Genomic DNA, 23,121 nt, shown 5'->3' on the forward strand with positions numbered 1-23,121 from the left:
CCCCGTTCACCACACGGTCTCCGCCGAGGACGACACCCCCGAGGACGACGACCCCGACCTCGACGAGTCGGCCCTCTCCGGCCACGAACTGATCGTGCGGGAGCTGGGAGCAACGGTGATGGAGGAGTTCACCAACGAGTAGGGAGCGATCGGGCAGGGGCCCTTGTCGGCACTCCGACACCGCCCCGCACGATCACCCGACACCACCCCGTACGACTACCCCGGCACCGCCCCGGACCACCCCGCCCTCCCCGTGTCCTAGGCTGACCCCCGTGAACGTCCTTGTCATCGGTACCGGCGCCCGCGAACACGCCCTGTGCCGTTCTCTGTCCCTCGACCCCGACGTCACCGCGCTGCACTGCGCCCCCGGCAACGCCGGCATCGCCGAGGTCGCCGAGCTGCACCCGGTCGACGCCCTCGACGGCGCCGCCGTCGCCGCGCTGGCCACGGAGCTCGGTGCCGAGCTGGTCGTCGTCGGTCCGGAGGCACCCCTTGTCGCGGGGGTCGCCGACGCCGTGCGCGAGGTCGGCATCCCGGTCTTCGGCCCCTCCGGGGAGGCCGCGCAGCTGGAGGGCTCCAAGGCCTTCGCCAAGGAAGTGATGGCGGCGGCCGGTGTCCCGACCTCCCGCTCCTATGTCTGTACGACCCCGGAAGAGGTCGCGGAGGCTCTCGACGCCTTCGGTGCGCCGTACGTCGTGAAGGACGACGGACTGGCCGCAGGCAAGGGAGTCGTCGTCACCGACGACCTCGAAGCGGCGAAGGCGCACGCGGCCGCCTGCGAGCGCGTGGTCATCGAGGAGTTCCTCGACGGCCCCGAGGTGTCGCTCTTCGCGATCACCGACGGCGTGACCGTCGTCCCGCTCCAGCCCGCGCAGGACTTCAAGCGCGCGCTCGACGGCGACGAGGGCCCGAACACGGGCGGCATGGGCGCCTACTCCCCGCTGCCGTGGGCCGACCCCAAGCTGGTGGAGGAAGTACTCCAGTCTGTCCTCCAGCCGACCGTCGACGAACTGCGGCGCCGCGGCACCCCCTTCTCCGGCCTCCTCTACGCCGGTCTCGCGATCACGTCGCGCGGTGTGCGGGTCATCGAGTTCAACGCCCGCTTCGGCGACCCGGAGACCCAGGTGGTCCTGGCCCGCCTGAAGACCCCGCTGGCCGGCGTCCTGCTCGCCGCGGCGAACGGCACCCTCGAAGACCTGGCCCCGCTGCGCTGGAGCGAGGACGCGGCGGTCACCGTCGTCATCGCCTCGCACAACTACCCCGACACCCCGCGCACCGGCGACCCGATCACCGGCCTCGACGAGGTGGCCGCGCAGGACGCCCCGTACGCGTACGTGCTGCACGCCGGGACCAGGCACGACGGTGACGCGGTCGTCAGCGCGGGCGGCCGGGTCCTGTCCGTCACGGCCACCGGCACGGACCTCACGCAGGCCCGCCAGCGTGCGTACGCGGCCGTGGCCCGCGTCCGCCTGGACGGCTCCCAGCACCGCACGGACATCGCGGCGAAGGCGGCGACGGGCGAGTAACCCCAAGCGCTCCCGCGCACCGATGAACCCCACAGGCCCCGATCCCGTCTCAGGATTCGGGGCCTGATCCTTGCCCTCACCCTTGCCCTCCGTCATCCACCTTTCCCCTGAGCCATTCCATCGAGTGACCGATGCCCCATCCGGCTGACGGGGGCCGGGGCCCCAACTATGGTGCGGCGCAAGCGTTCCGGCACTTGGCCCACCGGCATTGCGATGTCAGTGGCGGGTGCCACAGTGGGGGAGTGAGCAACGCCAGCAGAGCGGGACAGCACGGAGGGGGTGAGGTCCGGTCGTGACCGGTATGGGTGTGGAGGCGGGCGCGCAGGCGGCGCGTTCCCGGGCCTTGGCCGTGCTGCGCATCCGCAGCCGCGCGCTGGCCGTCGCCCTGTTGCCCGCCGCCGTCGCGGTGATCCTGCTCGCCGGCGGTTCCACCGGCCATCTCGTGGGCCGGGGCTGGGACCTCGCCCGCTGGATCATGGGCGTGACCGCGGTCCTCGTGCTGCTCGCGGCCGGCGCGATCGCGCTGGTCGTGGCGCGCTCCCGCCCAGCCGTGAGCCCTACGGTCGCGATCGCCGAGGAGTCGGCCCCCGACCTGTACCGCATGGTGCGCGACCTGGCCGACCGCCTCGACGTCCCCGCGCCCTCCGCGATAGCCCTCACCCCGGACTGCGACAGCTGGCTGGAGGACCGCACCCACCCGGCCCACGGCCCGCTCCCGCAGGAGGACCGCGACGAGATCACGGGCGTACGCGGCCTCACCCCGGCGCGCTCCCGTCGTACGGCGGCCTCGCCCGTCCTTGTCATCGGCTCCCCGTTCCTCTGGTGGATGCGGGTCGGTGAGCTGCGCGCGGTGCTGGCCCCGGTCGTCGCTGGTACGGGACCCTCCGCGCACCCGGACATAGCCGCGGCCCGCCGTTTCGTACGGGGCCTGGACGCGGCGGTGGCCGTGGCCTCGGCGCCCCGTGGTCCCGTGTTCCGCTCGGTGCTCGCCGGTGTCGGCTGGGTGGCGCGGCTGCTGCTGCGCAGTTGCCGGGTGCACGCGGCCGAGATGGAGCGGGGGGTGGCCGCAGCCGCCGCCGAGCGTGCACAGGCTGTGGATTACGGACTGCGGATCGTCGCCCAGGAGCAGGTGGGACTGGCGTACGCGGGCTGGGACCGGCTGCTGACCCGGGTCGCGCTGCCCGCGTGGCGGATGGGCCGCTGGCCGTCCCGGCTGGACGCGGGCGTCGTCGCGGCGCTCACGGAGCTGTCCCGCCGGGACCGGCTGGCCGAGGGCTTCGCCTCCCGGCTCGGCGAGCGCCCCGCCTGCGACCTGCTCGAGGAGCCCGGCACGATCGACGAGGCGACCTCGCTGCTGGCCGCCCGCCTCTTCCACGGCGGCCCGGCCGAGGCCGGTCCCGACTGGGCGCCGGTGGACTGGCAGGAGTACCCGGAGGAGGTCGTCGACCGCACCTGGCGCACCGACGCGGCCCGCCTCCACCGCGTCCTGGACACCCTCGGCGTCCGCCGGTCGCCCGACCCCGTCACCCCGCACCACGACGCCCCGACCCTGGCCCGGGTGGTGGACCACCTGACGGACCCGGCGGCGGACGCCTCCGGCCGGTACGCGGAGTCGGACGCGGACGACGAGCGCTACGCGACCGGCCCGACCGTCACCACTCCCCCCACGGAGCCGGACACCGCCCCCCGCTCCCCAGAGCCCTACAAGGCAATGGCCGCCGACGACGACGAAGAGCTCGGCGAAAGCTGCTCGCCGCACAGCGCGGCCCTCGCCGCCGGGCTCACCGCGGAGCTGGCGCGCGAGGAGGCGGCGACCCCGGCGACCGGTTCGGCCCCGCCCGGGCAGGGGCCCGACGCCGCGCTCTGGGACGACGGCTCGCTGCCCCTCTTCCCGCTCCAACCGCCGCGCAGCGGACGGGAGTTGCTCGCCGATCACGTCACGGCGATGGTGTGCTGCGCCGCGATGGACACGGCCGGCGCGACTCCCGGCCTCGACTGGCTCGACGGCCCCACCCTGCTCGTCAACGGCACGAGAGCGGCCGACCTCGCCCCGAGGGTCCTCAGCCTCGTGGAGGACGGCGACCCGGCCCCGCTGCGGGCCTGGCTGATCGACCTGGGCATACGCCCGGAGAAGCCGGTACGCCTCGTCTGAGGTCCCGCCCCACCACCCCTCACGCGTATCGGAACCCAGAGCTCCACTTTTGGTCAATTCGCAACGACCAGTGACAGAGTGAGTGCTTAATGTGATGTGCTGGGGCCGATCCCGTGCGCCGTCCGGTATCGGGCAAAGGCATGCGGCATACGACAGTTGGGCGAAGAACCGGCACGGGGGCACGAGGGAGGGGAGCGACATGGGGTCGGAGCAGATCCGCCGCTGGGAGTCGGGAGCGCTGGCGCACGCCGTGACGGACCCCTTCGGACAGGGCCCGGTCCCGTGGCTCCGGGGCAGCGAGACCTACTTCGACGACACCGGTCACGTGGTCCCCTGGTACGTGGACCCGACCCCCGCCCGGACCCCGGCGCACGCCCCCGGCAGGAACACCCCCAAGGTCCCCGCCCCGCGCGCCTCCGCGTCCGGAGGCGGCCCGCGCTCGGCCGACGACGTGCGCCGCCAGATCAAGGGGTTCACCAACGCGAGCGCGGTCGCACCCGGCGAGGCCCTCGACTTCCATGTCACGGTCGACCCGCCCCAGGAGTTCGGCGTCGACATCTACCGAATCGGCCACTACGGCGGTGACGGCGCCGCCAAGATCACCACCAGCCCCCGTCTCTCGGGCATCGTCCAGCCCCCGCCGCTCACCGCCGACCGCACGGTCTCCTGCCACCACTGGTGGCTGTCCTGGCGGCTGCAGATCCCGAGCTACTGGAGCATCGGCGCCTACGTAGCCGTCCTCACCACCGCCGACGGCTACCGCTCCCACATCCCCTTCACGGTCCGCGACAACCACCCCGCCGACCTGCTGCTCCTCCTGCCGGACATCACCTGGCAGGCCTACAACCTCTACCCGGAGGACGGCCACACCGGCGCGAGTCTCTACCACGCCTGGGACGCCGACGGCCGGCTGCTCGGCGAGTCCGAGGCCGCGACCACGGTCTCCTTCGACCGCCCGTACGCGGGCGCGGGCCTGCCCCTGCACGTGGGCCACGCCTACGACTTCATCCGCTGGGCCGAGCGCTACGGCTACGACCTCGCCTACGCCGACCACCGCGATCTGCACGCGGGCCATGTCGACCCCACCCGTTACCGGGGGCTGGTCTTCCCGGGCCACGACGAGTACTGGTCGACCTCCATGCGCCGTACCGTCGAGCTGGCCCGCGAGCACGGCACGTCCCTCGTCTTCCTCTCCGCCAACACCATGTACTGGCAAGTGGAGTTGGCCCCTTCCCCGTCCGGTGTCCCCGACCGGCTGCTCACCTGCCGCAAGCGCCGGGGCCCGGGCCGCCCGGTGCTGTGGCGCGAAGTCGACCGCCCCGAACAGCAGTTGGTGGGCATCCAGTACGCCGGCCGGGTCCCGGAGCCGCATCCCCTGATCGTCCGCAACGCCGACCACTGGCTGTGGGAGGCGACCGGCACCGCCGAGGGCGAGGGCATCGAGGGCCTGGTCGCGGGCGAGGCCGACCGGTACTTCCCGCGCACCCAGCTCCCCCCGCACGACGAGCGCATCCTGCTCGCCCACTCCCCGTACACGGACAACGAGGGCGCCCTCCGCCACCAGGAGACCTCCCTCTACCGCGCGCCGTCCGGCTCCCTCGTCTTCGCCTCCGGCACCTTCGCCTGGTCACCGGCCCTGGACCGCCCCGGCCACGTCGACGCCCGCGTCCAGCGCGCCACCGCCAACCTCCTGGACCGCATCTGCAAGCACGACTGACCCCGTGACCGGAGGCCGGCCGCGCATACGGGACAATCGAGCCAGTTGGACAGACCCACTGGAGGAACCCGTGTCCGGATTCGTAGAAAAGCCCGAGCCGCTCCAGGTCCCGGGCCTGACGCACCTCCACACCGGCAAGGTGCGCGAGCTGTACCAGAACGAGGCGGGCGAACTCGTGATGGTCGCCAGCGACCGCCTGTCCGCCTACGACTGGGTGCTGCCGACCGAGATCCCGGACAAGGGCCGTGTCCTCACCCAGCTCTCCCTCTGGTGGTTCGACCAGCTCGCCGACCTGATCCCCAACCACGTCCTCGGCACCGAACTCCCGCCCGGCGCCCCCGCCGACTGGGCCGGCCGCACCCTCATCTGCAAGTCCCTCCGCATGGTCCCGGTGGAGTGTGTGGCCCGCGGCTACCTCACCGGCTCCGGCCTGCTGGAGTACAACGCCTCCCGCACGGTCTGCGGCCTCGCCCTCCCCGAGGGCCTGGTCGACGGCAGCGAACTCCCCGCCCCGATCTTCACCCCGGCCACCAAGGCCGCCGTAGGGGAGCACGACGAGAACGTGTCGTACGAGGAGGTCGCCCGCCAGGTCGGCGCGGACACCGCCGCCCAGCTGCGCCAGGCGACCCTCGCGATCTACTCCCGCGCCCGGGACATCGCCCGCGAGCGGGGCATCATCCTCACGGACACCAAGTTCGAGTTCGGCTTCGACGGCGAGACCCTGATCGCCGCCGACGAGGTCCTCACCCCGGACTCCTCCCGGTTCTGGCCGGCCGAGGAGTGGGAGCCGGGGCACGCGCAGCCGTCGTACGACAAGCAGTTCGTGCGCGACTGGCTGACCGGGCCGGAGTCCGGCTGGGACCGCAAGAGCGAGCAGCCTCCGCCGCCGCTGCCGCAGCAGGTCGTGGACGCGACCCGCGCGAAGTACATCGAGGCGTACGAGCGCCTGACGGGCCAGAGCTGGAGCTAGCCGCCAAAAAACGGGGCACGAAAAAACCCCGGTCCACCCGGACCGGGGTTCTTACTTGGAGCGGACGACCAGGTTCGAACTGGCGACCTCAACCTTGGCAAGGTTGCGCTCTACCAACTGAGCTACGTCCGCGCTGCGCCGTGGCGCGAGAGCAACTATACCCAACCTCGCTCGCGTGCGAGACGCACTGCCGTATGACGGTTCTCGGCACCGAGTTTCGAGGCGGCCGAGGAGAGATAGTTCCGTACGGTCCCCTGGGACAGCGCGGCCCGATCGGCGATCTCCGCGACCGGCGCCCCGTCGGCGGCCAGTTCCAGGACCTCGGCCTCGCGCGCGGTCAGCGGGGAGTCCCCGGCGGAGATGGCGTCGGCGGCCAACTCCGGGTCGACGTACCGCTGTCCGGCATGCACCGTACGGATGATCTCCGCGAGCCGCTGCGCGCTCACCGTCTTCGGCACGAACCCCCGCACCCCCGCCGCGAGCGCCCGCTTCAGATGCCCGGGCCGCCCGTGCCCGGTCACGATCAACACCTGGCAGTCAGGCAGTTCGGCCCGCAGCGATGTGGCGACCTTCACACCGTCCGCCCCCGGCATCTCCAGATCCAGTACGGCCACATCGGGCCGATGCGCCCGCGCCATGGCCAACGCCTCGGGCCCGGTCGCCGCCTCCGCGACCACCAACAAATCGTCCTCAAGCCCGAGCAACGCGGCCAGCGCCCCCCGAATCAGATGCTCATCATCGGCGAGCAGCAGCCGTACGACGTCGGCGGTCATGACGCGACTCCGGTGACGGGGGTGGTGGCGGGCAGCGGGCGGGCGGTGAACCGGCGAGCTGCGGGCGCCGGGCGGGTGGTGACTCCGCGCGCGGCCGACGGCGGGCGAACGTCGCCCCGGCCTGCGGCGGACAGCGAGCCCACCATGACTCCGCTCGCGCACACCGCCGGCCGCCCGGCGATCCCGGTCACGACCCGACACCCCCCGCCACCGCCGGCAGCGGCACAGTCGCCCTCACCCGGAACCGGTCGTCGTCCACAGTCCCCGCCTCCAGCTCCCCGCCGACCGCGCTCAGCCTCTCCCGCAGCCCGACCAGCCCCGCCCCACCGCCGCCGGAACCGATACCCCCACCGACGGAACCGGTACTCCCGCCACTGTCCCCGACACCCCCGCCGACCGCCGTCGCCCCGTCGTTCTCCACCGTCAGCACCACGTTCCCCTCCGCCACCCGGACCGCGACCGCGCAGCGTCCCGCGTTGCCGTGGCGCAGGACGTTGGTGGTCGCCTCGCGGACCACCCAGCCGAGGGCCGACTGGACCTCGGACGGTAGCCCCGCCGCCTGCCCGGTCACCTCGCACTCGATGCCCGCGGCGGTCAACACGCCCTGCGCACCGGCGAGTTCGACGTCGAGCGCGGCCTCGCGATAGCCCCGTACGACATCGCGTACCTCCCGTTGCGACTCGCGGGCGATCCGCTGCACCTCGATCATCTGGTCCACGGCCTCGGCCCGCCCGCGCCGTGCGAGCTGTACCGCGAGTTCGCTCTTCAGCGCGATCACCGACAGGTTGCGGCCCATGACGTCGTGCAGGTCGCGCCCGAACCGGAGCCGTTCCTCGGCGACGGCGAGCCGGGCCCGGGTCTCGCGGGCCTCGTCGAGTTCGTAGACGGCGTCGAGGAGCCAGACGGAGAAGACAGCGGTGAAGGCGAGACCACCGCCCGCGATGAGGACGATGAACGCGGTGACGAGCGCGGTCGCGGCGGCCACACCGAGCGCGAGCTGCAGGACCAGCGTTCCGCCGACCACGCCCGCCACCACCGCGAGGACCTGCCGCAGACCACGCACCCCGAGCGTCAGCGTGCCGGTGCCGAAGCTCAGCACGCCCACCAGGAGCGTGGTCGCGGCGGCCTGCGCCTGGTCGTCGTCGTGACCCCGCTCCCCCAGGACGACCGCGACGAGGGCGATCAGCGCGGTCACCGCCCCGAGGAACCACAGCAGCCGTACGGGCTGTGCCCGCAGGTCGCGCGTCCAGTCGAGCGCCCGGGAGGCGGTGGCGGAACAGAGCAGCGCGTGCACGGTCACGAGCACCGCCATCCAGCTCGCGGCATCCGTCCCGACCTGTGCGAACAGCGGCAGCCCGACCGCCGCGACCTCGATCAGCGCGAAGAAGTGGAACGACCACCGGGTGTACGTCTCGACCTTCGCGGGCGTGGTCTTCCGCCCCCACCAGCCGCCGGAGCCGCGCGTGCTGCCAGATGTCCGCATGATCCGGTGCTCTCCGTACGTCAGCGCCGCGGTTCCCAGCGGAACCACCGCCGTACAGCAAACACCGCGAGGACGGTCCAGGCCAGAGCGGTCAGGACGGCGGTCAGCGCGTCGTAGGCGGACAGGTCGCCGGTCCAGCCGCCGCCGATCAGCCGGATCGCGGGGGAGAGGGGGAGGAACCGGCAGACGTCGGCGACCCGGTCGGACAGGAGCTGGAGCGGGACGATGATCCCGGAGCCCATCATGGACACCAGCACCACCGGCAGCGCGGTCACCTGCGCGCTCTCCGCCGTCCTGGTCACACTCGCCGTGAGAGCCGCCAGCGCGGCGCACAGGACGAGGCCGAACAGCAGCCCCAGGAAGGCGAGTTGGGGTATCGCGGGCGCCCCGGCGTCCAGCAGCAGCACACAGGCCGCGGCCAGCAGCACGGACTGCACGAACCCGAGGCAAACCGCCGGGAGCGCGGTCCCGGCGAGGATCTCGGAGTCGCCGAGCTCCCCGGTGCGCAGCCGCTTGAGGACGAGTTCCTCCCGGCGCGCGACGAAGGCGCTGACGAGGGACGAGTAGACGGCGAAGAGCAGCGAGAAACCGATCGCGGCGGTCAGCATGACGGAGCCGACCGACAGTCCCTCCCCCTTCAGATCCATCTGGTCGATCGCGGGCCGCACACTGAACGGCAGCGCCAGCGGCACGAACAGCGCCGTGACCACCGCGTTCCGGTTCCGCCCGAGCAGGCTCAGCTCGGCCCGCCCGAGCGCCCGCATCCGCCCCGCCGGAGTGGTCGCCACGGCGTTCATACGGCCACCTCCTGCTCCCGCGCGATCCCCAGGAACGCCTCCTCCAGCGAGGCCGACCGCATCTCCAGCCGCCGCAGCTCGATCCCCGCCCGCTCGGCCCACACCAACACACCGGTGGCCGCCCGCTGCAACTCGTGCGTCCGCAGCCGTACGACCCTCCCGTCCACCTCGTGCCCGACGACCCCCAGTTCGCCGAGCGGCGGCAGGTCCCCCACGAAGTACCCGGCGGGCAGTTCGAAGGAGATCCGCGAGGGCCGCCCCGCCGTCACCTCGGCCGGAGTGCCGGTGACCGCGATCCGCCCCTCGCTCATGATCGCGAGCCGGTCGGCGAGCCCCTCGGCCTCCTCCAGGTAGTGCGTGGTCAGCAGCACGGTCGTCCCGCCGTCGCGCAGCGCCCGCACCAACTCCCAGGTGTCCCGGCGCCCTTCGGCGTCCAGACCGGTCGTCGGCTCGTCGAGGAACAGCACCTCGGGCTCCCCGAGCAGCGCGAGCGCGAGATCGAGCCGCCGCCGCTCACCCCCGGACAACTGCTTCACCCGTACGGCGGCCCGCCGCTCAAGCCCGACCAGCGCGAGCGCCTCCGCCACCGGCCGCGCCCCGCTCGTGCAGCCGGCCCACATCCGCGCGGTCTCGGCGACGGTCAGCTCGGACGGAAAGCCGCCCTCCTGGAGCATCACCCCGGTCCGCGGCCGTACGGCGGCCCGCTCGGTGTGGGGATCGTGGCCGAGGACCCGCACCCGGCCGCCGGACGGCGCCGCGAGCCCCTCCAGCACCTCGACGGTCGAGGTCTTGCCGGCGCCGTTGGTGCCGAGCAGAGCGAAGACCTCTCCGCGCCGCACGGAGAATGTGATCCCCCGCACAGCCTCGAACCCGCCCCCGTACACACGGCGTAGGTCGGTGACCTCAATCACGTGTTCGTGTTCGTTGGTGTCCATGGCTCCAGCGTCCCGGCGGCGGAGGCGCGGCGGCAGTGTCCGGTGTCATCACTCGGCATGACAAATGTCAGACGGACGCCAGGTACGGCAAAAGCCCCGGTCCAGTGGACCGGGGCTTTCTCTGGAGCGGACGACCAGGTTCGAACTGGCGACCTCAACCTTGGCAAGGTTGCGCTCTACCAACTGAGCTACGTCCGCATTGCCTCCGACCGGCTCTCACCGATCGGCGCGAGCACCAGCCTACCCGATCCACCAGAGTGGTCCGGACGGCGATGCAGAGCGGGTGACAGGAATTGCACACTGCGCCTTCCCCCTGGAAGGGGGATGTTCTGCTACTGAACTACACCCGCATGTACTCCGTGAGCTGGGCCTTTCGGCCTCGCCCCTCGGCGTGCTCCGAACTCTAGCTGACCAGGAGGGGTGCTGCGCAAGTCGGTTCCCCCGAGGGCCCGGTGACCGGTCGTCGGGGGAACCGCGCGGTCCGGCTACTGCGCGGCGGCGAACGCCTCGTAGACCTTCTTGGGGATGCGTCCGCGGGCCGGTACGTCCATCTTGTTCGCCTGTGCCCAGGCGCGGACGGCCGCCGGGTCGGGGGCCACCTCGGTCTGGCGGTAGGCCTTGCCCGACCTCGACCGCTTGCGACCTGCGTCCACGTACGGCGCGAGCGCCTTACGCAGTTTCTTGGCATTGGCTTGATTCAGGTCGATCTCGTACGACTTGCCGTCGAGTCCGAAGGCGATCGTCTCCGCCGCTTCCGAGCCGTCGATGTCGTCAAAGAGAGTGACCACGACCTTCTGCGCCACGAATATCGGTCCCTTCGTGCGACACCTGAAACCGCACTATCCGCGAGGGCGCACGGAGACGCCACGGAGGTGCGGAGATGTCGACTGTCCGCCTGTTAATGGGCAAAGTATCGGCTATTGCCAATTCATTTGTACAGTGCCCGGCAATGCAATGTGAAGCCCGACTAAATCTTCCCGCGTGTCTCCGCGCAATAGTGAACCGGGATCGATCCGGGATCTTTCCCTGAACTTTTCGTGAAGACCCCCACCCGATGCCGGATCGTGACGGTCCTCACGTAGATTCCTACAACTCTACCCGCGTAGAAATTTTGTGCGGGTAGTCTGAAGACACCTGTCGAAGACCCGCAGGAACACGCTCAGCACCACAACACCGGGAGTGCCAGTGGCACGCGTCGTAGTCGACGTCATGCTCAAGCCGGAGATCCTCGACCCCCAGGGCCAGGCGGTCCAGCGTGCGCTGCCGCGCCTGGGTTTCGAAGGCATCTCCGACGTACGTCAGGGAAAGCGATTCGAACTGGAAGTTGACGGCCCGGTCGACGAGGCCGCGCTCGCCCGCATCCACGATCTTGCGGAATCCTTCCTCGCCAACACCGTGATCGAGGACTTCACCGTCAAGGTGGAGGAAGTCGCGGAGGCCGCGAAGTGACCGCTCGTATTGGCGTCGTCACTTTCCCGGGCAGCCTCGACGACCGGGACACCCAGCGCGCGATCCGCCTCGCCGGCGCCGAACCGGTCGCCCTCTGGCACAAGGACAAGAACCTCCACCAGGTCGACGCGGTAGTCCTCCCGGGCGGTTTTTCCTACGGCGACTATCTGCGCGCGGGTGCCATCTCCCGCTTCTCGCCGGTGATGGAGACGGTCATCGAGCAGGCGAAGTCGGGACTCCCCGTCCTCGGTATCTGCAACGGCTTCCAGATCCTCACCGAGGCGCACCTCCTCCCCGGCGCGATGCTCGGCAACAACCACCTGCACTTCATCTGCCGTGACCAGAAACTGCGGGTGGAGAACGCGGACACGTCCTGGACCGGTGACTACACCGCCGGCCAGGAGATCCACATCCCGCTGAAGAACATGGACGGCCGCTACGTCGCCGACGAGCACACGCTCGACGAGCTGGAGGCGGAGGGCCGTGTCGTCTTCCGCTACCTGGACGTGAACCCGAACGGCTCGCTGCGCGACATCGCCGGCATCACGAACGCCGCCGGGAACGTCGTAGGCCTCATGCCGCACCCCGAGCACGCGGTCGAGCCGCTGATCGGGTCCGGCCGCACGGACGGCCTTCCCTTCTTCACCTCGATCCTCAAGAAGCTGGTCAACGCATGAGCCGGACGCCTCTGGACACGGTCGAGCACGCGGCCGAGACCCCCGACGTCGAGCTGCCCTGGGCCGAACTCGGCCTGAAGAAGGACGAGTACGAGCGCGTGGTCGAGATCCTCGGCCGCCGCCCGACCGGCGCCGAGCTCGCCATGTACTCGGTCATGTGGTCCGAGCACTGCAGCTACAAGTCCTCCAAGGTCCACCTCCGCCAGTTCGGCGAGAAGGCCCCCCAGTCCGACGCCCTGCTCGTCGGCATCGGCGAGAACGCGGGCGTGGTCGACGTCGGCCAGGGCTACGCGGTCACCTTCAAGGTGGAGTCGCACAACCACCCGTCCTACGTCGAGCCCTACCAGGGCGCGGCCACGGGCGTCGGCGGCATCGTGCGCGACATCATCGCCATGGGCGCCCGCCCGGTCGCCGTGGTGGACCCCCTGCGCTTCGGCGCGGCCGACCACCCCGACACCAAGCGCGTCCTCCCGGGCGTGGTCGCGGGCATCGGCGGCTACGGCAACTGCCTGGGCCTGCCGAACATCGGCGGCGAGGTCGTCTTCGACGCCTGCTACCAGGGCAACCCGCTGGTCAACGCCGGTGCCATCGGCGTCATGCGGCACGAGGACATCCACCTCGCGAAGGCCTCCGGCGCGGGCAACAAGGTCATCCTCTACGGCGCCCGCACGGGCGGCGACGGCATCGGCGGCGCGTCGATCCTGGCGAGCGAGACCTTCGACGACGCGAAGCCGTCGAAGCGCCCGGCGGTCCAGGTGGGCGACCCCTTCCAGGAGAAGCTGCTGATCGAGTGCACGCTCGAGGCGTTCGCCGAGAAGCTGGTCGTGGGCATCCAGGACCTCGGCGCGGCCGGACTCTCCTGCGCCACAAGCGAGTTGGCGTCCAACGGCTCCGGCGGCATGACGGTGACCCTGGACGACGTACCCCTCCGTGACTCCACGCTCTCGCCCGAGGAAATCCTCATGAGCGAGTCGCAGGAACGCATGTGCGCGGTGGTCGAGCCGTCGAAGGTCGACCGCTTCCTGGAGATCTGCGAGAAGTGGGACGTCATCGCCACGGTCATCGGCGAGGTGACCGACGGCGACCGGCTGGAGATCTTCTGGCACGGCGGCAAGATCGTGGACGTCGACCCGCGCACGGTCGCGCACGACGGCCCGGTCTACGAGCGCCCGTACGCCCGCCCGTCCTGGCAGGACGCGCTCCAGGCGGACGACGCCAACAAGCTTGCCCGGCCCGGGACTTCGGAGGAACTCAAGTCCCAGGTCCTGGCCCTGGTGTCGTCCCCGAACCAGGCGTCGAAGAAGTGGATCACCTCGCAGTACGACCACTTCGTGCAGGGCAACACGGTGCTGGCGCAGCCCGAGGACTCGGGCATGATCCGCATCGACGAGGAGACCGGCCTCGGGGTGGCCATCGCGACGGACGGCAACGGCCGGTACGCGAAGCTCGACCCTTACGCGGGCGCGCAGTTGGCACTCTCGGAGGCCTACCGCAACGTGGCGACCACGGGCGCGAAGCCCCTCGCGGTCTCCGACTGCCTGAACTTCGGTTCGCCCGAAGACCCGGCGGTCATGTGGCAGTTCGCGGAGGCCATCCGTGGACTCGCCGACGCCTGCCAGCAGTTGGGCACCCCGGTGACGGGCGGCAACGTCTCGCTCTACAACCAGACGGGCGACGTCGCCATCCACCCGACCCCGGTGGTCGCGGTGTTGGGCGTGATCGACGATGTGGCGCGCCGCACGCCGGTGGCGTTCCAGGAGGAGGGCCAGCTCCTGTACCTCCTCGGCGACACCCGCGAGGAGTTCGGCGGCTCGGCCTGGTCCCAGGTCGTCCACGACCACCTCGGCGGCCTGCCCCCGAAGGTCGACCTGGAGCGCGAACGCCTCCTCGCCGAGATCCTGATCTCCGCCTCCCGCGACGGCATGATCGACTCGGCGCACGACCTGTCCGACGGCGGTCTGATCCAAGCGGTCGTGGAATCGGCCCTGTTGGGCGAGAAGGGCGCACGCCTGATCGTCCCGGACGGCCTGGACGCGTTCACCTTCCTCTTCTCGGAGTCGGCGGGCCGCGCGGTCGTCGCCGTCCCGCGCTCGGAGGAACTCCGCTTCAACGACATGTGCGGCGCCCGGGGCCTCCCGGTCACGCGCATCGGTGTCGTCGACGGCGACTCGGTGGACGTCCAGGGCGAGTTCGCGCTCTCCCTGGCGGAACTGCGCGAGGCCCACGAGGGGACGATCCCGGCGCTGCTGGCGTAGCGCACGGGTGGGGAAAGCGTCCGTGGACGCGGTCACGGTGATGACCGCTCCACGGACGCTTTCGTCTGTCAGCCCTCCTGGTCGAAGAAGGCGAACGGGTCCGTACCGATGGCCTCGTTGGTGGCCACGGCCTCGGCGGCGGCTGTGGCGCTACGGGGGAACAGTGCCTCCTCGTATGCGGTGAGCGCCCGCTCGATGTCGTCCGGGTACGCGGCGATGGCCAGGGCGAGTTCGGCGCCGTCCTGCATGGCGAGGTTGGCGCCCTCGCCGTCCGGCGGCGCGAGGTGGGCGGCGTCACCGACCAGGGTCACTCCCGGGAGCCGTTCCCAACGGTGGCCGATCGGCAGGGAGTTGAGGGGGCGCAGGACCGGAGCGGTGTCGCTGTCGGTGATCAGGGCGGTGATCTCGGGGGCCCAGCCCTCGAACTCCGCGGCGATGCGCGCGGTGGCCGCGGCGGCGTCGGTGAAGTCGATGCCGTCGAACCACTCCAGCGGCCTGGCCAGCGTCATATAGGCGTGCAGCGTCTCGCCGCTCTCGCGGTGGGCCGCGATCCACTGCCTGCTCGTGCCCTTGTCGAACACGAACAGCGATCCGCCGCCGACCGCCTTCGCGGCGGCGGGATGCCGGGTCTCGGCGTCGTAGAGGTAGGTCTCGACGAAGGTGCGGCCGAAGTACTCCGGGGTGGCGTCGGACAGCAGCGGCCGTACGCGGGACCAGGCGCCGTCCGCGCCGACGAGCAGACCGGTGACGACGGTCCCGCCGTCCGCGAGGACCACCTCGTGTCGGCCCTCGCCGAGACCGCGCACCCCGGTGACCTTGTGTCCCCACCGCACGGTGCCGGCCGGGAGCGAGTCGAGCAGGATCTGCCGCAGTTCGCCGCGCTGCACCTCGGGGCGGCGGCCCGTGCCGTCGTCCGGGTTGTCGAGCAGGACGGTGCCGTCCGGGGCGAGGACGCGGGTCGCCTGCCGCCCCGGCAGGACGATGGCGCGGAACTCCTCCAGCAAGTCGGCTTCCTCCAGGGCGAGTTGGCCGTTGTAGTCGTGGATGTCGAGCATGCCGCCCTGCATCCGGGCCATCGGCGAGGCCTCCGCCTCGTAGACCGTGGCCGGTATGCCGTGGACGTGCAGGACACGGGCGAGGGTCAGTCCGCCGAGTCCGGCGCCGATGATCGTGACGTGCGTGGTCATGACGATTCCTTGCGTGCGACGGGCCTGCCGGACGGCTGTCCGGTGGGATCCCCGTCAGGTTTCAACGCGGCACCGACAGCCCGCCGACGCGCCGCCGACACCTCCGACAGAACGCCGATACGGCGTCCTCCTGGCGGAGGAGACCCGCGATTTGATGCCCGTCACGACCGCCGCCACCGTGATCAGCGCCGCGCGCAACGCCCTGATCGAGGAGCACTCCCGTCGTATCGACGCCGGCGAACCGACCATCGCGGTCACGGCCGAAGCCCCGAACGAACCGGGCGCTCCTGCGCGTCGGTGGAGCACGGACTCGGCGACCACGCGCGAAAACCGCGATGAGACCGCCCCCCGACACCCACTAGGCTCCCCGCCATGCCCACGGCCAAGAAGCGTGCCCGCACCTATGACCCGGCGAAGACCCGCACCGCGGTGCTCGCCCAGTTCGGGAACGTACGGGAGGCGGTGGCGGGCCTCGGCCCCGAGCAGTTCGCGTTGCCGACCCGGCTCGGGGAGTGGACCGTGCGGGAACTCGTCGCGCACATCGGGGCCGCGCTCTCCGCGATCGGACGCTTCCTCGACCGGCCGGAGCCCGGCGCGCCGGACGCCGCCCTACTCGACTGGCCGTTCGCGACCTCCGCCAGCTCCGACGCCCTCGCCGACCTGGCCCACCGACTCGCCGAGCGGAACCCCGACCTCGGCACCTACCTCGCCGACATCGAGCAGACCCTCACCGGGCACCTGGACGCCCACCCCGGCACCCGGCTCCTCGAAACCAACGTCGGCGCCATGCCCCTCGCCGACTACCTCGTCACCCGCACCGTAGAACTCGTCGTCCACACCGACGACCTGAACGCCGCCGCCCCCGGCCTCGACATTCCCTACGACCGCCAGGCCCTCGCCGCCTGCACCCGGCTGCTGGCCGACGCGCTCGCGGTGAAGGCGCCGGGGGGTTCGACGGAAGTGCGGATCCCGCCGTACGCCGTCGTGCAGTGCGTCGAAGGGCCCCGGCACACCCGCGGCACCCCGCCCAACGTCGTGGAGACCGACCCGCTGACCTGGATCCGGCTCGCGACCGGGCGGACGTCGTGGAAGGACGCCGTGGAAGAGGCGAAGGTCAGGGCCAGTGGGGAGCGGGCCGACCTCGGGGGGCTGTTGCCGATCATGTCCTGAGTGCGGTTCGGGGGCGGTCGGGGCGCGGCAGGATGTGCGACCGCTCACCTCGTAGAGCGGGCGGCGGGGCCGTCGTAGCGTCGCTTTCCGCGTTTTCGCTGGTGAGGGCGGTGGCGTCGGCGAGTGATCCATTGCAGGCGTGTATCCCGAATTCGGACCAGTGGTCGATCTCGCCTACACTCGGTGCCGTGCCACGTGGTGACGGTCGACTCAGTCATGATCTGCTCCCCGGCGAGAAAGGACCCCAGGACGCTTGTGGCGTCTTCGGAGTCTGGGCTCCCGGTGAAGAGGTCGCCAAGCTCACTTACTTCGGGCTCTACGCCCTCCAGCATCGAGGCCAGGAATCCGCGGGAATCGCGGTCAGCAACGGCTCCCAGATCCTCGTCTTCAAGGACATGGGCCTCGTTTCGCAGGTCTTCGACGAGACCTCGCTCGGTTCGCTCCAGGGTCATATCGCGGTCGGTCACGCCCGCTACTCGACCACCGGCGCCTCCGTGTGGGAGAACGCCCAGCCGACGTTCCGCGCCACCGCGCACGGTTCGATCGCGCTCGGCCACAACGGCAACCTGGTCAACACCGCCCAGCTCGCGGAGATGGTCGCCGACCTCCCCAAGAAGGAGGGCGGCCGCACCCCGCGCGTGGCCGCGACCAACGACACCGACCTCCTGACGGCCCTGCTCGCCGCCCAGGAGGACCTCGACGGCAAGCCGCTGACCATCGAGGAGGCCGCCCACGCGGTCCTCCCGCAGGTCCAGGGCGCCTTCTCGCTCGTCTTCATGGACGAGCACACCCTCTACGCGGCCCGCGACCCCCAGGGCATCCGCCCGCTGGTCCTCGGCCGCCTGGAGCGCGGCTGGGTCGTCGCCTCCGAGTCCGCCGCCCTCGACATCTGCGGCGCCGCCTACGTCCGCGAGATCGAGCCGGGCGAGTTCGTCGCCATCGACGAGAACGGCCTGCGCACCTCCCGATTCGCGGAAGCGAAGCCCAAGGGCTGTGTCTTCGAGTACGTCTATCTGGCCCGCCCCGACACCGACATCGCCGGGCGGAACGTGTACCTCTCCCGTGTGGAGATGGGCCGGAAACTCGCCAAAGAAGCTCCCGTAGAGGCCGATCTGGTCATAGCGACTCCGGAGTCCGGCACCCCGGCCGCGATCGGCTACGCGGAGGCCTCCGGCATCCCGTTCGGCGCCGGCCTGGTGAAGAACGCCTATGTCGGCCGTACGTTCATCCAGCCCTCGCAGACCATTCGGCAGCTCGGCATCCGCCTGAAGCTGAACCCGCTGAAGGAAGTCATCAAGGGCAAGCGCCTGGTCGTCGTCGACGACTCGATCGTGCGCGGCAACACCCAGCGGGCGCTGGTGCGCATGCTCCGCGAGGCCGGGGCAGCCGAGGTCCACATCCGGATCTCCTCGCCGCCCGTGAAGTGGCCCTGCTTCTTCGGCATCGACTTCGCCACCCGCGCGGAACTCATCGCCAACGGCATGACCATCGACGAGATCGGCACCTCGCTCGGCGCCGACTCCCTGTCGTACATCTCCCTGGACGGCATGATCGAGGCGACCACCATCGCCAAGCCGAACCTGTGCCGCGCCTGCTTCGACGGCGAGTACCCGATGGACCTCCCGGACCCCGAGCTGCTCGGCAAGCAGCTCCTGGAGACCGAGCTGGCGGCCGGTCCGGCCGCCACGGCCGCGGCCGACGCGATCCGTCGCCCGTAAGCCCCGTATCGCCAACCCGAAAGATCCCAGGCAATGTCTGAGAGTCCCGCTTCCGGTGCCTCCTACGCGGCTGCCGGTGTCGACATCGACGCCGGCGACCGCGCCGTAGAACTCATGAAGGAGTGGGTGAAGAAGACCCAGCGCCCCGAGGTCCTCGGCGGCCTCGGCGGCTTCGCCGGGCTCTTCGACGCCTCCGCCCTCAAGCGGTTCGAGCGCCCCCTGCTCGCCTCCGCCACGGACGGCGTCGGCACGAAGGTCGACATCGCCCGCCGCCTCGGCGTCTACGACACGATCGGCCACGACCTGGTCGCGATGGTCATGGACGACATCGTGGTGTGCGGCGCGGAGCCGCTCTTCATGACCGACTACATCTGCGTCGGCAAGGTGCACCCCGAGCGTGTCGCGGCCATCGTCAAGGGCATCGCCGAGGGCTGTGTGCTGGCGGGCTGCGCCCTGGTGGGCGGCGAGACCGCCGAACACCCCGGTCTGCTCGGCCCGGACGACTTCGACGTCGCCGGCGCCGGTACGGGCGTCGTGGAGGCCGACCGGCTGCTCGGCGCGGATCGCATCCGCACGGGTGACGCGGTCATCGCCATGGCCGCCTCCGGACTTCACTCGAACGGGTACTCGCTCGTCCGGCATGTGCTGCTCGACCGGGCCGGCCTGGACCTGGAGGCGCGGATCGACGAACTCGGCCGCACCCTCGGCGAGGAACTCCTCGTGCCCACGAAGATCTACTCGCTGGACTGCCTCGCGCTGACCCGTACGACCGACGTGCACGCCTTCTCGCACGTCACCGGCGGCGGACTGGCCGCGAACCTCGCCCGGGTGATCCCGGACGGCCTGCACGCCGTCGTGGACCGCTCCACCTGGACCCCGGCGCCGATCTTCGACCTCGTCGGGAAGACGGGCCGGGTCGAGCGCCTGGAGCTGGAGAAGACCCTGAACATGGGCGTCGGCATGATCGCGATCGTGCCCGAGGAGTCGGCGGACGTGGCCCTGGAGACCCTGGCCGACCGCGGGGTCGAGGCATGGGTCGCCGGCGAGATCACCGAGCGCGGCGACCACGCGACGGGCGCGGCCATGGTCGGCACGTATTTGATCTAAAGCGCCGCGGTCTGATCACAGCGGCCGCCTGCCGAACGGCAGCACAAAACCCGGTCCGGCGGTGTTGCCCCGGACCGGGTGAGGTGCAGTTGTTCCGGATATGCGGAAACTGCGAGGGACGCTGTTGCGTCAAGCGCCTCGACGTTGCGACTGAGGACCGGACTCGTCGTCCTCGTCCTCATCGTCGTCGTTATAGAGATCCGCGTACTGAGCGTACGGGTCGTCTTCTTCCTCGTCGTCGTCCTCGAACGGCTCGCCATTCGGCGGCTGGCTCGAAGTCGAAGCGCCCAGCTCATTGGCCAGACGCGAGAGGTCAGTCCCGCCGCTGCTGTACTTCAGCTGGCGGGCGACCTTCGTCTGCTTGGCCTTTGCCCGGCCGCGCCCCATGGCTCGACCCCCTCGGATACGAGGCTCGGTGGCCTCAGAGTCTTGACACGCGTTCATGATCTGGAACGGACTCTCCGTGGAGAGACCGGTCCGTAGGGCTTCCACGGTACCTGAGCCCGCGCCCATACGGTACGTCGCCCGCAGCACGTGCCGGGCCACAGGACCCGCGAGGTGCCCTGTCCTCGCTGGTCAACCGCGATTTTAACCACTTCTTGGCAGGCGACCCGCCGACGAACGTGAGAGTTCTCTCGAAGTCTTCGCCGGCGGGTACCGGCTCACCTGTTCCGCGAGGCCGCCTCGTGCATCCGCTGCTCGGCGATCCGGTCGGCCGCAGCGGCCGGCGGAATACCGTCGTCCTTCGCACGTGCGAATATGGCCAGCGTGGTGTCGAAGATCTTCGCGGCCTTCGCCTTGCACCGCTCGAAGTCGAACCCGTGCAGCTCGTCGGCGACCTGGATCACACCGCCGGCGTTCACCACGTAGTCCGGCGCGTAGAGGATTCCGCGGTCGGCGAGGTCCTTCTCGACGCCCGGGTGCTCCAGCTGGTTGTTGGCCGCGCCGCACACGACCCTGGCGGTCAGCACCGGCACGGTCTCGTCGTTCAGGGCACCGCCGAGCGCGCAGGGGGCGTAGATGTCCAGCCCCTCGACCCGGATCAGCGCCTCGGTGTCCGCGACGGCCCGCACCCCGGCCGGGTGCTTGTCGAGGATCCGTCGTACGGACTCCTCGCGCACATCGGTGATCACGACCTCGGCGCCCTCGTCCCGCAGGTGCTCCACCAGGTGGTGCCCGACTTTGCCGACGCCCGCGATGCCGACCGTACGGCCGCGCAGCGACGGGTCGCCCCACAGGTGCTGGGCGCTGGCCCGCATGCCCTGGAAGACGCCGAAGGCGGTCAGCACGGAGGAGTCGCCCGCGCCGCCGTTCTCCGGCGAGCGCCCGGTCGTCCAGCGGCACTCGCGCGCGACGACGTCCATGTCGGCGACATACGTGCCGACGTCGCACGCGGTGACATAGCGCCCGCCCAGCGAGGCCACGAACCGGCCGTAGGCGAGCAGGAGTTCCTCGGTCTTGTCGCGCTCCGGGTCGCCGATGATCACGGCCTTCCCGCCGCCGTGGTCCAGGCCGGCCATGGCGTTCTTGTACGACATCCCGCGGGCGAGGTTGAGCGCGTCGGCGACGGCGTCGGCCTCGCTCGCGTAGGGGTAGAAGCGCGTGCCGCCCAGAGCGGGGCCCAGCGCGGTGTTGTGGATGGCGATGACGGCCTTGAGGCCGCTGGCCCGGTCCTGGCAGAGCACGACTTGCTCATGACCGCCCTGGTCCGAGTGGAACAGGGTGTGCAGGACGCCGTTGTCTACGTCGGTCACTGTGGTGACTCCTGGGTAAGTGGCGGCGGTTGGAGACAGGCCCCCGTAGGGGTGGCGGGTGCCGTGGCACGAGCGTAGGGCCTGCGTGTGGCCGCCATCGGTGCAGTGTTCAGGATCACCTACCGAAGGGGGGTGGCCGTGCGACGATTTGCATAGTTTTCCCGCCCGTTTGTGAGCGGGTTCCGAAGGTTTTCCTGACGGTCGGCGGGGGAGGGAGCAGGCGTGCCCAAGAAGGTGTCCTCGGTGATCGTCCCGTACGCGACCTATCTGCGGGTCTACGAGCCGCTGGCCGCTTTCCCGGAGCCGGAGCGCGGCCACTGGGCGCGCTACGCCCGCCGGCCCGACCGTCCCTCGTACCAGGACGAACTCCGCCGCGCGCTGGCCGACTTGCTGCCCCTCCCGCCGGTCGCGGTGCCGGTGCACGAGAGCGCCGACGCCTTCGTGGTGGAGGTCGACGGCGTGGTCTGCGTCTGCCCCTGGCGCACCCGGCTGCGCGGCTGGCAGGCCCTGGGAGACCTCGCGGAGGAACTTCCGCCGTCGGTCCTGGACGCCGTACTGCCGCCGCTCGTACGGCACCAGGCCACCCAGGACTACGAGCGCTGGCTGGCCCGCAACCCGGACGCCCGGCCGTGGATCCGGACGGCGACCTGGCAGGTGCCGCTGAACTGGTTCGTGCTCGTCGGGGACGAGGAGCGCCGCTACGACAAGGCGTCCGGGGACGATCCGCCGATGCTGCGCTATCGGACGCCGATGGTGCAGGCGCGGCGGCGCACGGCGCGGGCGCTGCGGACCCTGAAGGACGCGATCGACGACGGGCCGCTGATCGACGGTCTGGTGGACGTGGGGCGCTGGCTGGAGGAGTTCCATCCGCGTTCGCTGGTGGAACTGGACTACGGCGGGCTGGTGCACGTCCTGCCGGCCGGCGAGCTGGAGGACGACCACTCGGCGGCGGACGTGGCCGCGGGCATCGAGGCGCTGCGGACCGGGGACGGGGCGGCGGCGGGCGAGGCGTACGGGCGGCTCGTGGAGCGGTGGCGGTCGGTCCGGGACCGGCGTTCGGCGAACTGACGCCCGGGCCGACGAGGCTGACACCTTCGAACAAGTGCGCATAGGATTCTTACGGTTCGTCAACACGGGACGTAGGTCCCGATCCGGACGATTGATGTCAAGGGTGACGGATCGCACGTGCAGATCCCTTGCGCCCCTTGCCCGCCCTCATGCCAAAATAGGACAAGGAGTCCGGGGAGGACTCTGTCCGTCCCGTTGTGGGCGGAATCTCAGCATTGCGTGCTTTGGGGGGTCTCGATGACTCCTGATCATCCTGTGACTGATCGTCACAGTGGTGTGACTGTCCGTTATGGCATGGTCCATCGGCTTCCGTCGCTGATGGACACCTGGGATGGCAATTCCGTCGGTTTGGCCGTAGCGGTTGGACAGATGGTGTAGTTGTA

20 protein-coding genes, 3 tRNA genes and 1 pseudogene are annotated in these 23,121 nt (G+C 70.9%); 12 read left to right on the top strand and 12 right to left on the bottom strand.

The window, feature by feature from the left end; translation table 11 throughout:
* The 5 genes and pseudogenes from SSP08S_RS63845 to SSP08S_RS42765 all read left to right on the top strand — a co-directional run.
* A pseudogene (locus SSP08S_RS63845) lies at positions 1–142 on the top strand (DNA polymerase III subunit gamma/tau); the annotation flags it as partial.
* Between the two features lie 130 nt (positions 143–272).
* Entirely contained in the window at positions 273–1,526 is a 1,254-nt protein-coding gene (purD, locus tag SSP08S_RS42750) for a phosphoribosylamine--glycine ligase (RefSeq protein ID WP_019073797.1), read from the top strand.
* Positions 1,527–1,827: 301 nt separating this feature from the next.
* Positions 1,828–3,678, top strand: a complete 1,851-nt coding sequence (locus SSP08S_RS42755) for a M48 family metalloprotease (protein ID WP_019073798.1) — start codon at positions 1,828–1,830, stop codon at positions 3,676–3,678.
* A 199-nt stretch (positions 3,679–3,877) separates the two neighbouring features.
* Positions 3,878–5,395, top strand: coding sequence for a N,N-dimethylformamidase beta subunit family domain-containing protein (locus tag SSP08S_RS42760; RefSeq protein ID WP_019073799.1), 1,518 nt, complete (start codon positions 3,878–3,880; stop codon positions 5,393–5,395).
* A 70-nt stretch (positions 5,396–5,465) separates the two neighbouring features.
* Positions 5,466–6,365, top strand: a complete 900-nt coding sequence (locus SSP08S_RS42765; protein WP_019073800.1) for a phosphoribosylaminoimidazolesuccinocarboxamide synthase — start codon at positions 5,466–5,468, stop codon at positions 6,363–6,365.
* A gap of 56 nt (positions 6,366–6,421) precedes the next feature.
* Here SSP08S_RS42765 and SSP08S_RS42770 read toward each other — a convergent pair.
* From SSP08S_RS42770 to SSP08S_RS42805, 9 genes are all read right to left on the bottom strand, one after another.
* Positions 6,422–6,497 (bottom strand) — tRNA-Gly (locus SSP08S_RS42770).
* A 23-nt stretch (positions 6,498–6,520) separates the two neighbouring features.
* On the bottom strand, positions 6,521–7,138 hold the full coding sequence (locus SSP08S_RS42775; RefSeq protein WP_019073801.1) for a response regulator transcription factor: 618 nt from the start codon (positions 7,136–7,138) through the stop codon (positions 6,521–6,523).
* Complete coding sequence (locus SSP08S_RS62135; protein ID WP_158697290.1) at positions 7,135–7,329, bottom strand: hypothetical protein; 195 nt, start codon at positions 7,327–7,329, stop codon at positions 7,135–7,137. The genes SSP08S_RS42775 and SSP08S_RS62135 overlap by 4 nt, the downstream gene beginning before the upstream one ends.
* Complete coding sequence (locus tag SSP08S_RS42780) at positions 7,326–8,621, bottom strand: sensor histidine kinase (protein WP_051106087.1); 1,296 nt, start codon at positions 8,619–8,621, stop codon at positions 7,326–7,328. Before SSP08S_RS42780 ends, SSP08S_RS62135 begins: the two co-directional genes overlap by 4 nt.
* A gap of 20 nt (positions 8,622–8,641) precedes the next feature.
* Positions 8,642–9,418 carry an ABC transporter permease gene (locus SSP08S_RS42785; protein ID WP_019073803.1) on the bottom strand — a complete coding sequence of 259 codons (777 nt, stop codon included), beginning with the start codon at positions 9,416–9,418 and terminating at the stop codon, positions 8,642–8,644.
* A complete protein-coding gene (locus tag SSP08S_RS42790; RefSeq protein WP_019073804.1) occupies positions 9,415–10,353 on the bottom strand; it encodes an ABC transporter ATP-binding protein in 939 nt (312 codons plus the stop codon). The genes SSP08S_RS42785 and SSP08S_RS42790 overlap by 4 nt, the downstream gene beginning before the upstream one ends.
* Before the next feature lie 122 nt (positions 10,354–10,475).
* Positions 10,476–10,551: transfer RNA gene (locus SSP08S_RS42795), tRNA-Gly, on the bottom strand.
* Positions 10,552–10,631: 80 nt separating this feature from the next.
* A tRNA-Gly gene (locus SSP08S_RS42800) sits at positions 10,632–10,703 on the bottom strand.
* A 135-nt stretch (positions 10,704–10,838) separates the two neighbouring features.
* Positions 10,839–11,156, bottom strand: coding sequence for a histone-like nucleoid-structuring protein Lsr2 (locus tag SSP08S_RS42805; RefSeq protein WP_019073805.1), 318 nt, complete (start codon positions 11,154–11,156; stop codon positions 10,839–10,841).
* A 382-nt stretch (positions 11,157–11,538) separates the two neighbouring features.
* On the opposite strand from SSP08S_RS42805, the gene purS reads away from it, so the two are divergent.
* The 3 genes from purS to purL are packed head-to-tail and all read left to right on the top strand — an operon-like array spanning position 11,539 to position 14,734.
* Positions 11,539–11,802: a phosphoribosylformylglycinamidine synthase subunit PurS gene (gene purS / locus SSP08S_RS42810; RefSeq protein ID WP_015659417.1), complete on the top strand. Its 264-nt coding sequence runs from the start codon at positions 11,539–11,541 to the stop codon at positions 11,800–11,802.
* Positions 11,799–12,479: a phosphoribosylformylglycinamidine synthase subunit PurQ gene (gene purQ, locus SSP08S_RS42815; RefSeq protein WP_019073806.1), complete on the top strand. Its 681-nt coding sequence runs from the start codon at positions 11,799–11,801 to the stop codon at positions 12,477–12,479. Before purS ends, purQ begins: the two co-directional genes overlap by 4 nt.
* Entirely contained in the window at positions 12,476–14,734 is a 2,259-nt protein-coding gene (gene purL / locus SSP08S_RS42820; RefSeq protein ID WP_019073807.1) for a phosphoribosylformylglycinamidine synthase subunit PurL, read from the top strand. The genes purQ and purL overlap by 4 nt, the downstream gene beginning before the upstream one ends.
* Before the next feature lie 68 nt (positions 14,735–14,802).
* Here purL and SSP08S_RS42825 read toward each other — a convergent pair whose 3' ends face one another.
* Complete coding sequence (locus SSP08S_RS42825) at positions 14,803–15,921, bottom strand: FAD-dependent oxidoreductase (protein WP_019073808.1); 1,119 nt, start codon at positions 15,919–15,921, stop codon at positions 14,803–14,805.
* 372 nt (positions 15,922–16,293) lie between these two features.
* On the opposite strand from SSP08S_RS42825, the gene SSP08S_RS42830 reads away from it, so the two are divergent.
* The 3 genes from SSP08S_RS42830 (at position 16,294) to purM (ending at position 19,916) form a co-directional block, all read left to right on the top strand.
* A complete protein-coding gene (locus SSP08S_RS42830; RefSeq protein WP_019073809.1) occupies positions 16,294–17,091 on the top strand; it encodes a maleylpyruvate isomerase family mycothiol-dependent enzyme in 798 nt (265 codons plus the stop codon).
* A gap of 188 nt (positions 17,092–17,279) precedes the next feature.
* A complete protein-coding gene (gene purF, locus SSP08S_RS42835; protein ID WP_019073810.1) occupies positions 17,280–18,809 on the top strand; it encodes an amidophosphoribosyltransferase in 1,530 nt (509 codons plus the stop codon).
* 33 nt (positions 18,810–18,842) lie between these two features.
* Positions 18,843–19,916 (top strand): phosphoribosylformylglycinamidine cyclo-ligase, encoded by a 1,074-nt coding sequence (purM, locus tag SSP08S_RS42840; protein WP_019073811.1) that lies wholly within the window; start codon positions 18,843–18,845, stop codon positions 19,914–19,916.
* Between the two features lie 129 nt (positions 19,917–20,045).
* On the opposite strand, the gene SSP08S_RS42845 is transcribed toward purM, so the two are convergent.
* Positions 20,046–20,303, bottom strand: a complete 258-nt coding sequence (locus tag SSP08S_RS42845; protein WP_019061825.1) for a DUF3073 domain-containing protein — start codon at positions 20,301–20,303, stop codon at positions 20,046–20,048.
* 275 nt (positions 20,304–20,578) lie between these two features.
* Positions 20,579–21,670 carry a Leu/Phe/Val dehydrogenase gene (locus tag SSP08S_RS42850; RefSeq protein ID WP_019073813.1) on the bottom strand — a complete coding sequence of 364 codons (1,092 nt, stop codon included), beginning with the start codon at positions 21,668–21,670 and terminating at the stop codon, positions 20,579–20,581.
* A 222-nt stretch (positions 21,671–21,892) separates the two neighbouring features.
* Between SSP08S_RS42850 and SSP08S_RS42855 the strand changes: the two genes are divergently transcribed.
* Entirely contained in the window at positions 21,893–22,738 is an 846-nt protein-coding gene (locus tag SSP08S_RS42855) for a DUF8083 family protein (protein ID WP_019073814.1), read from the top strand.
* Positions 22,739–23,121 lie beyond the last annotated feature (383 nt).

The sequence above is a fragment of the Streptomyces hokutonensis genome, from assembly GCF_000376565.1.
Classification (GTDB): domain Bacteria; phylum Actinomycetota; class Actinomycetes; order Streptomycetales; family Streptomycetaceae; genus Streptomyces; species Streptomyces hokutonensis.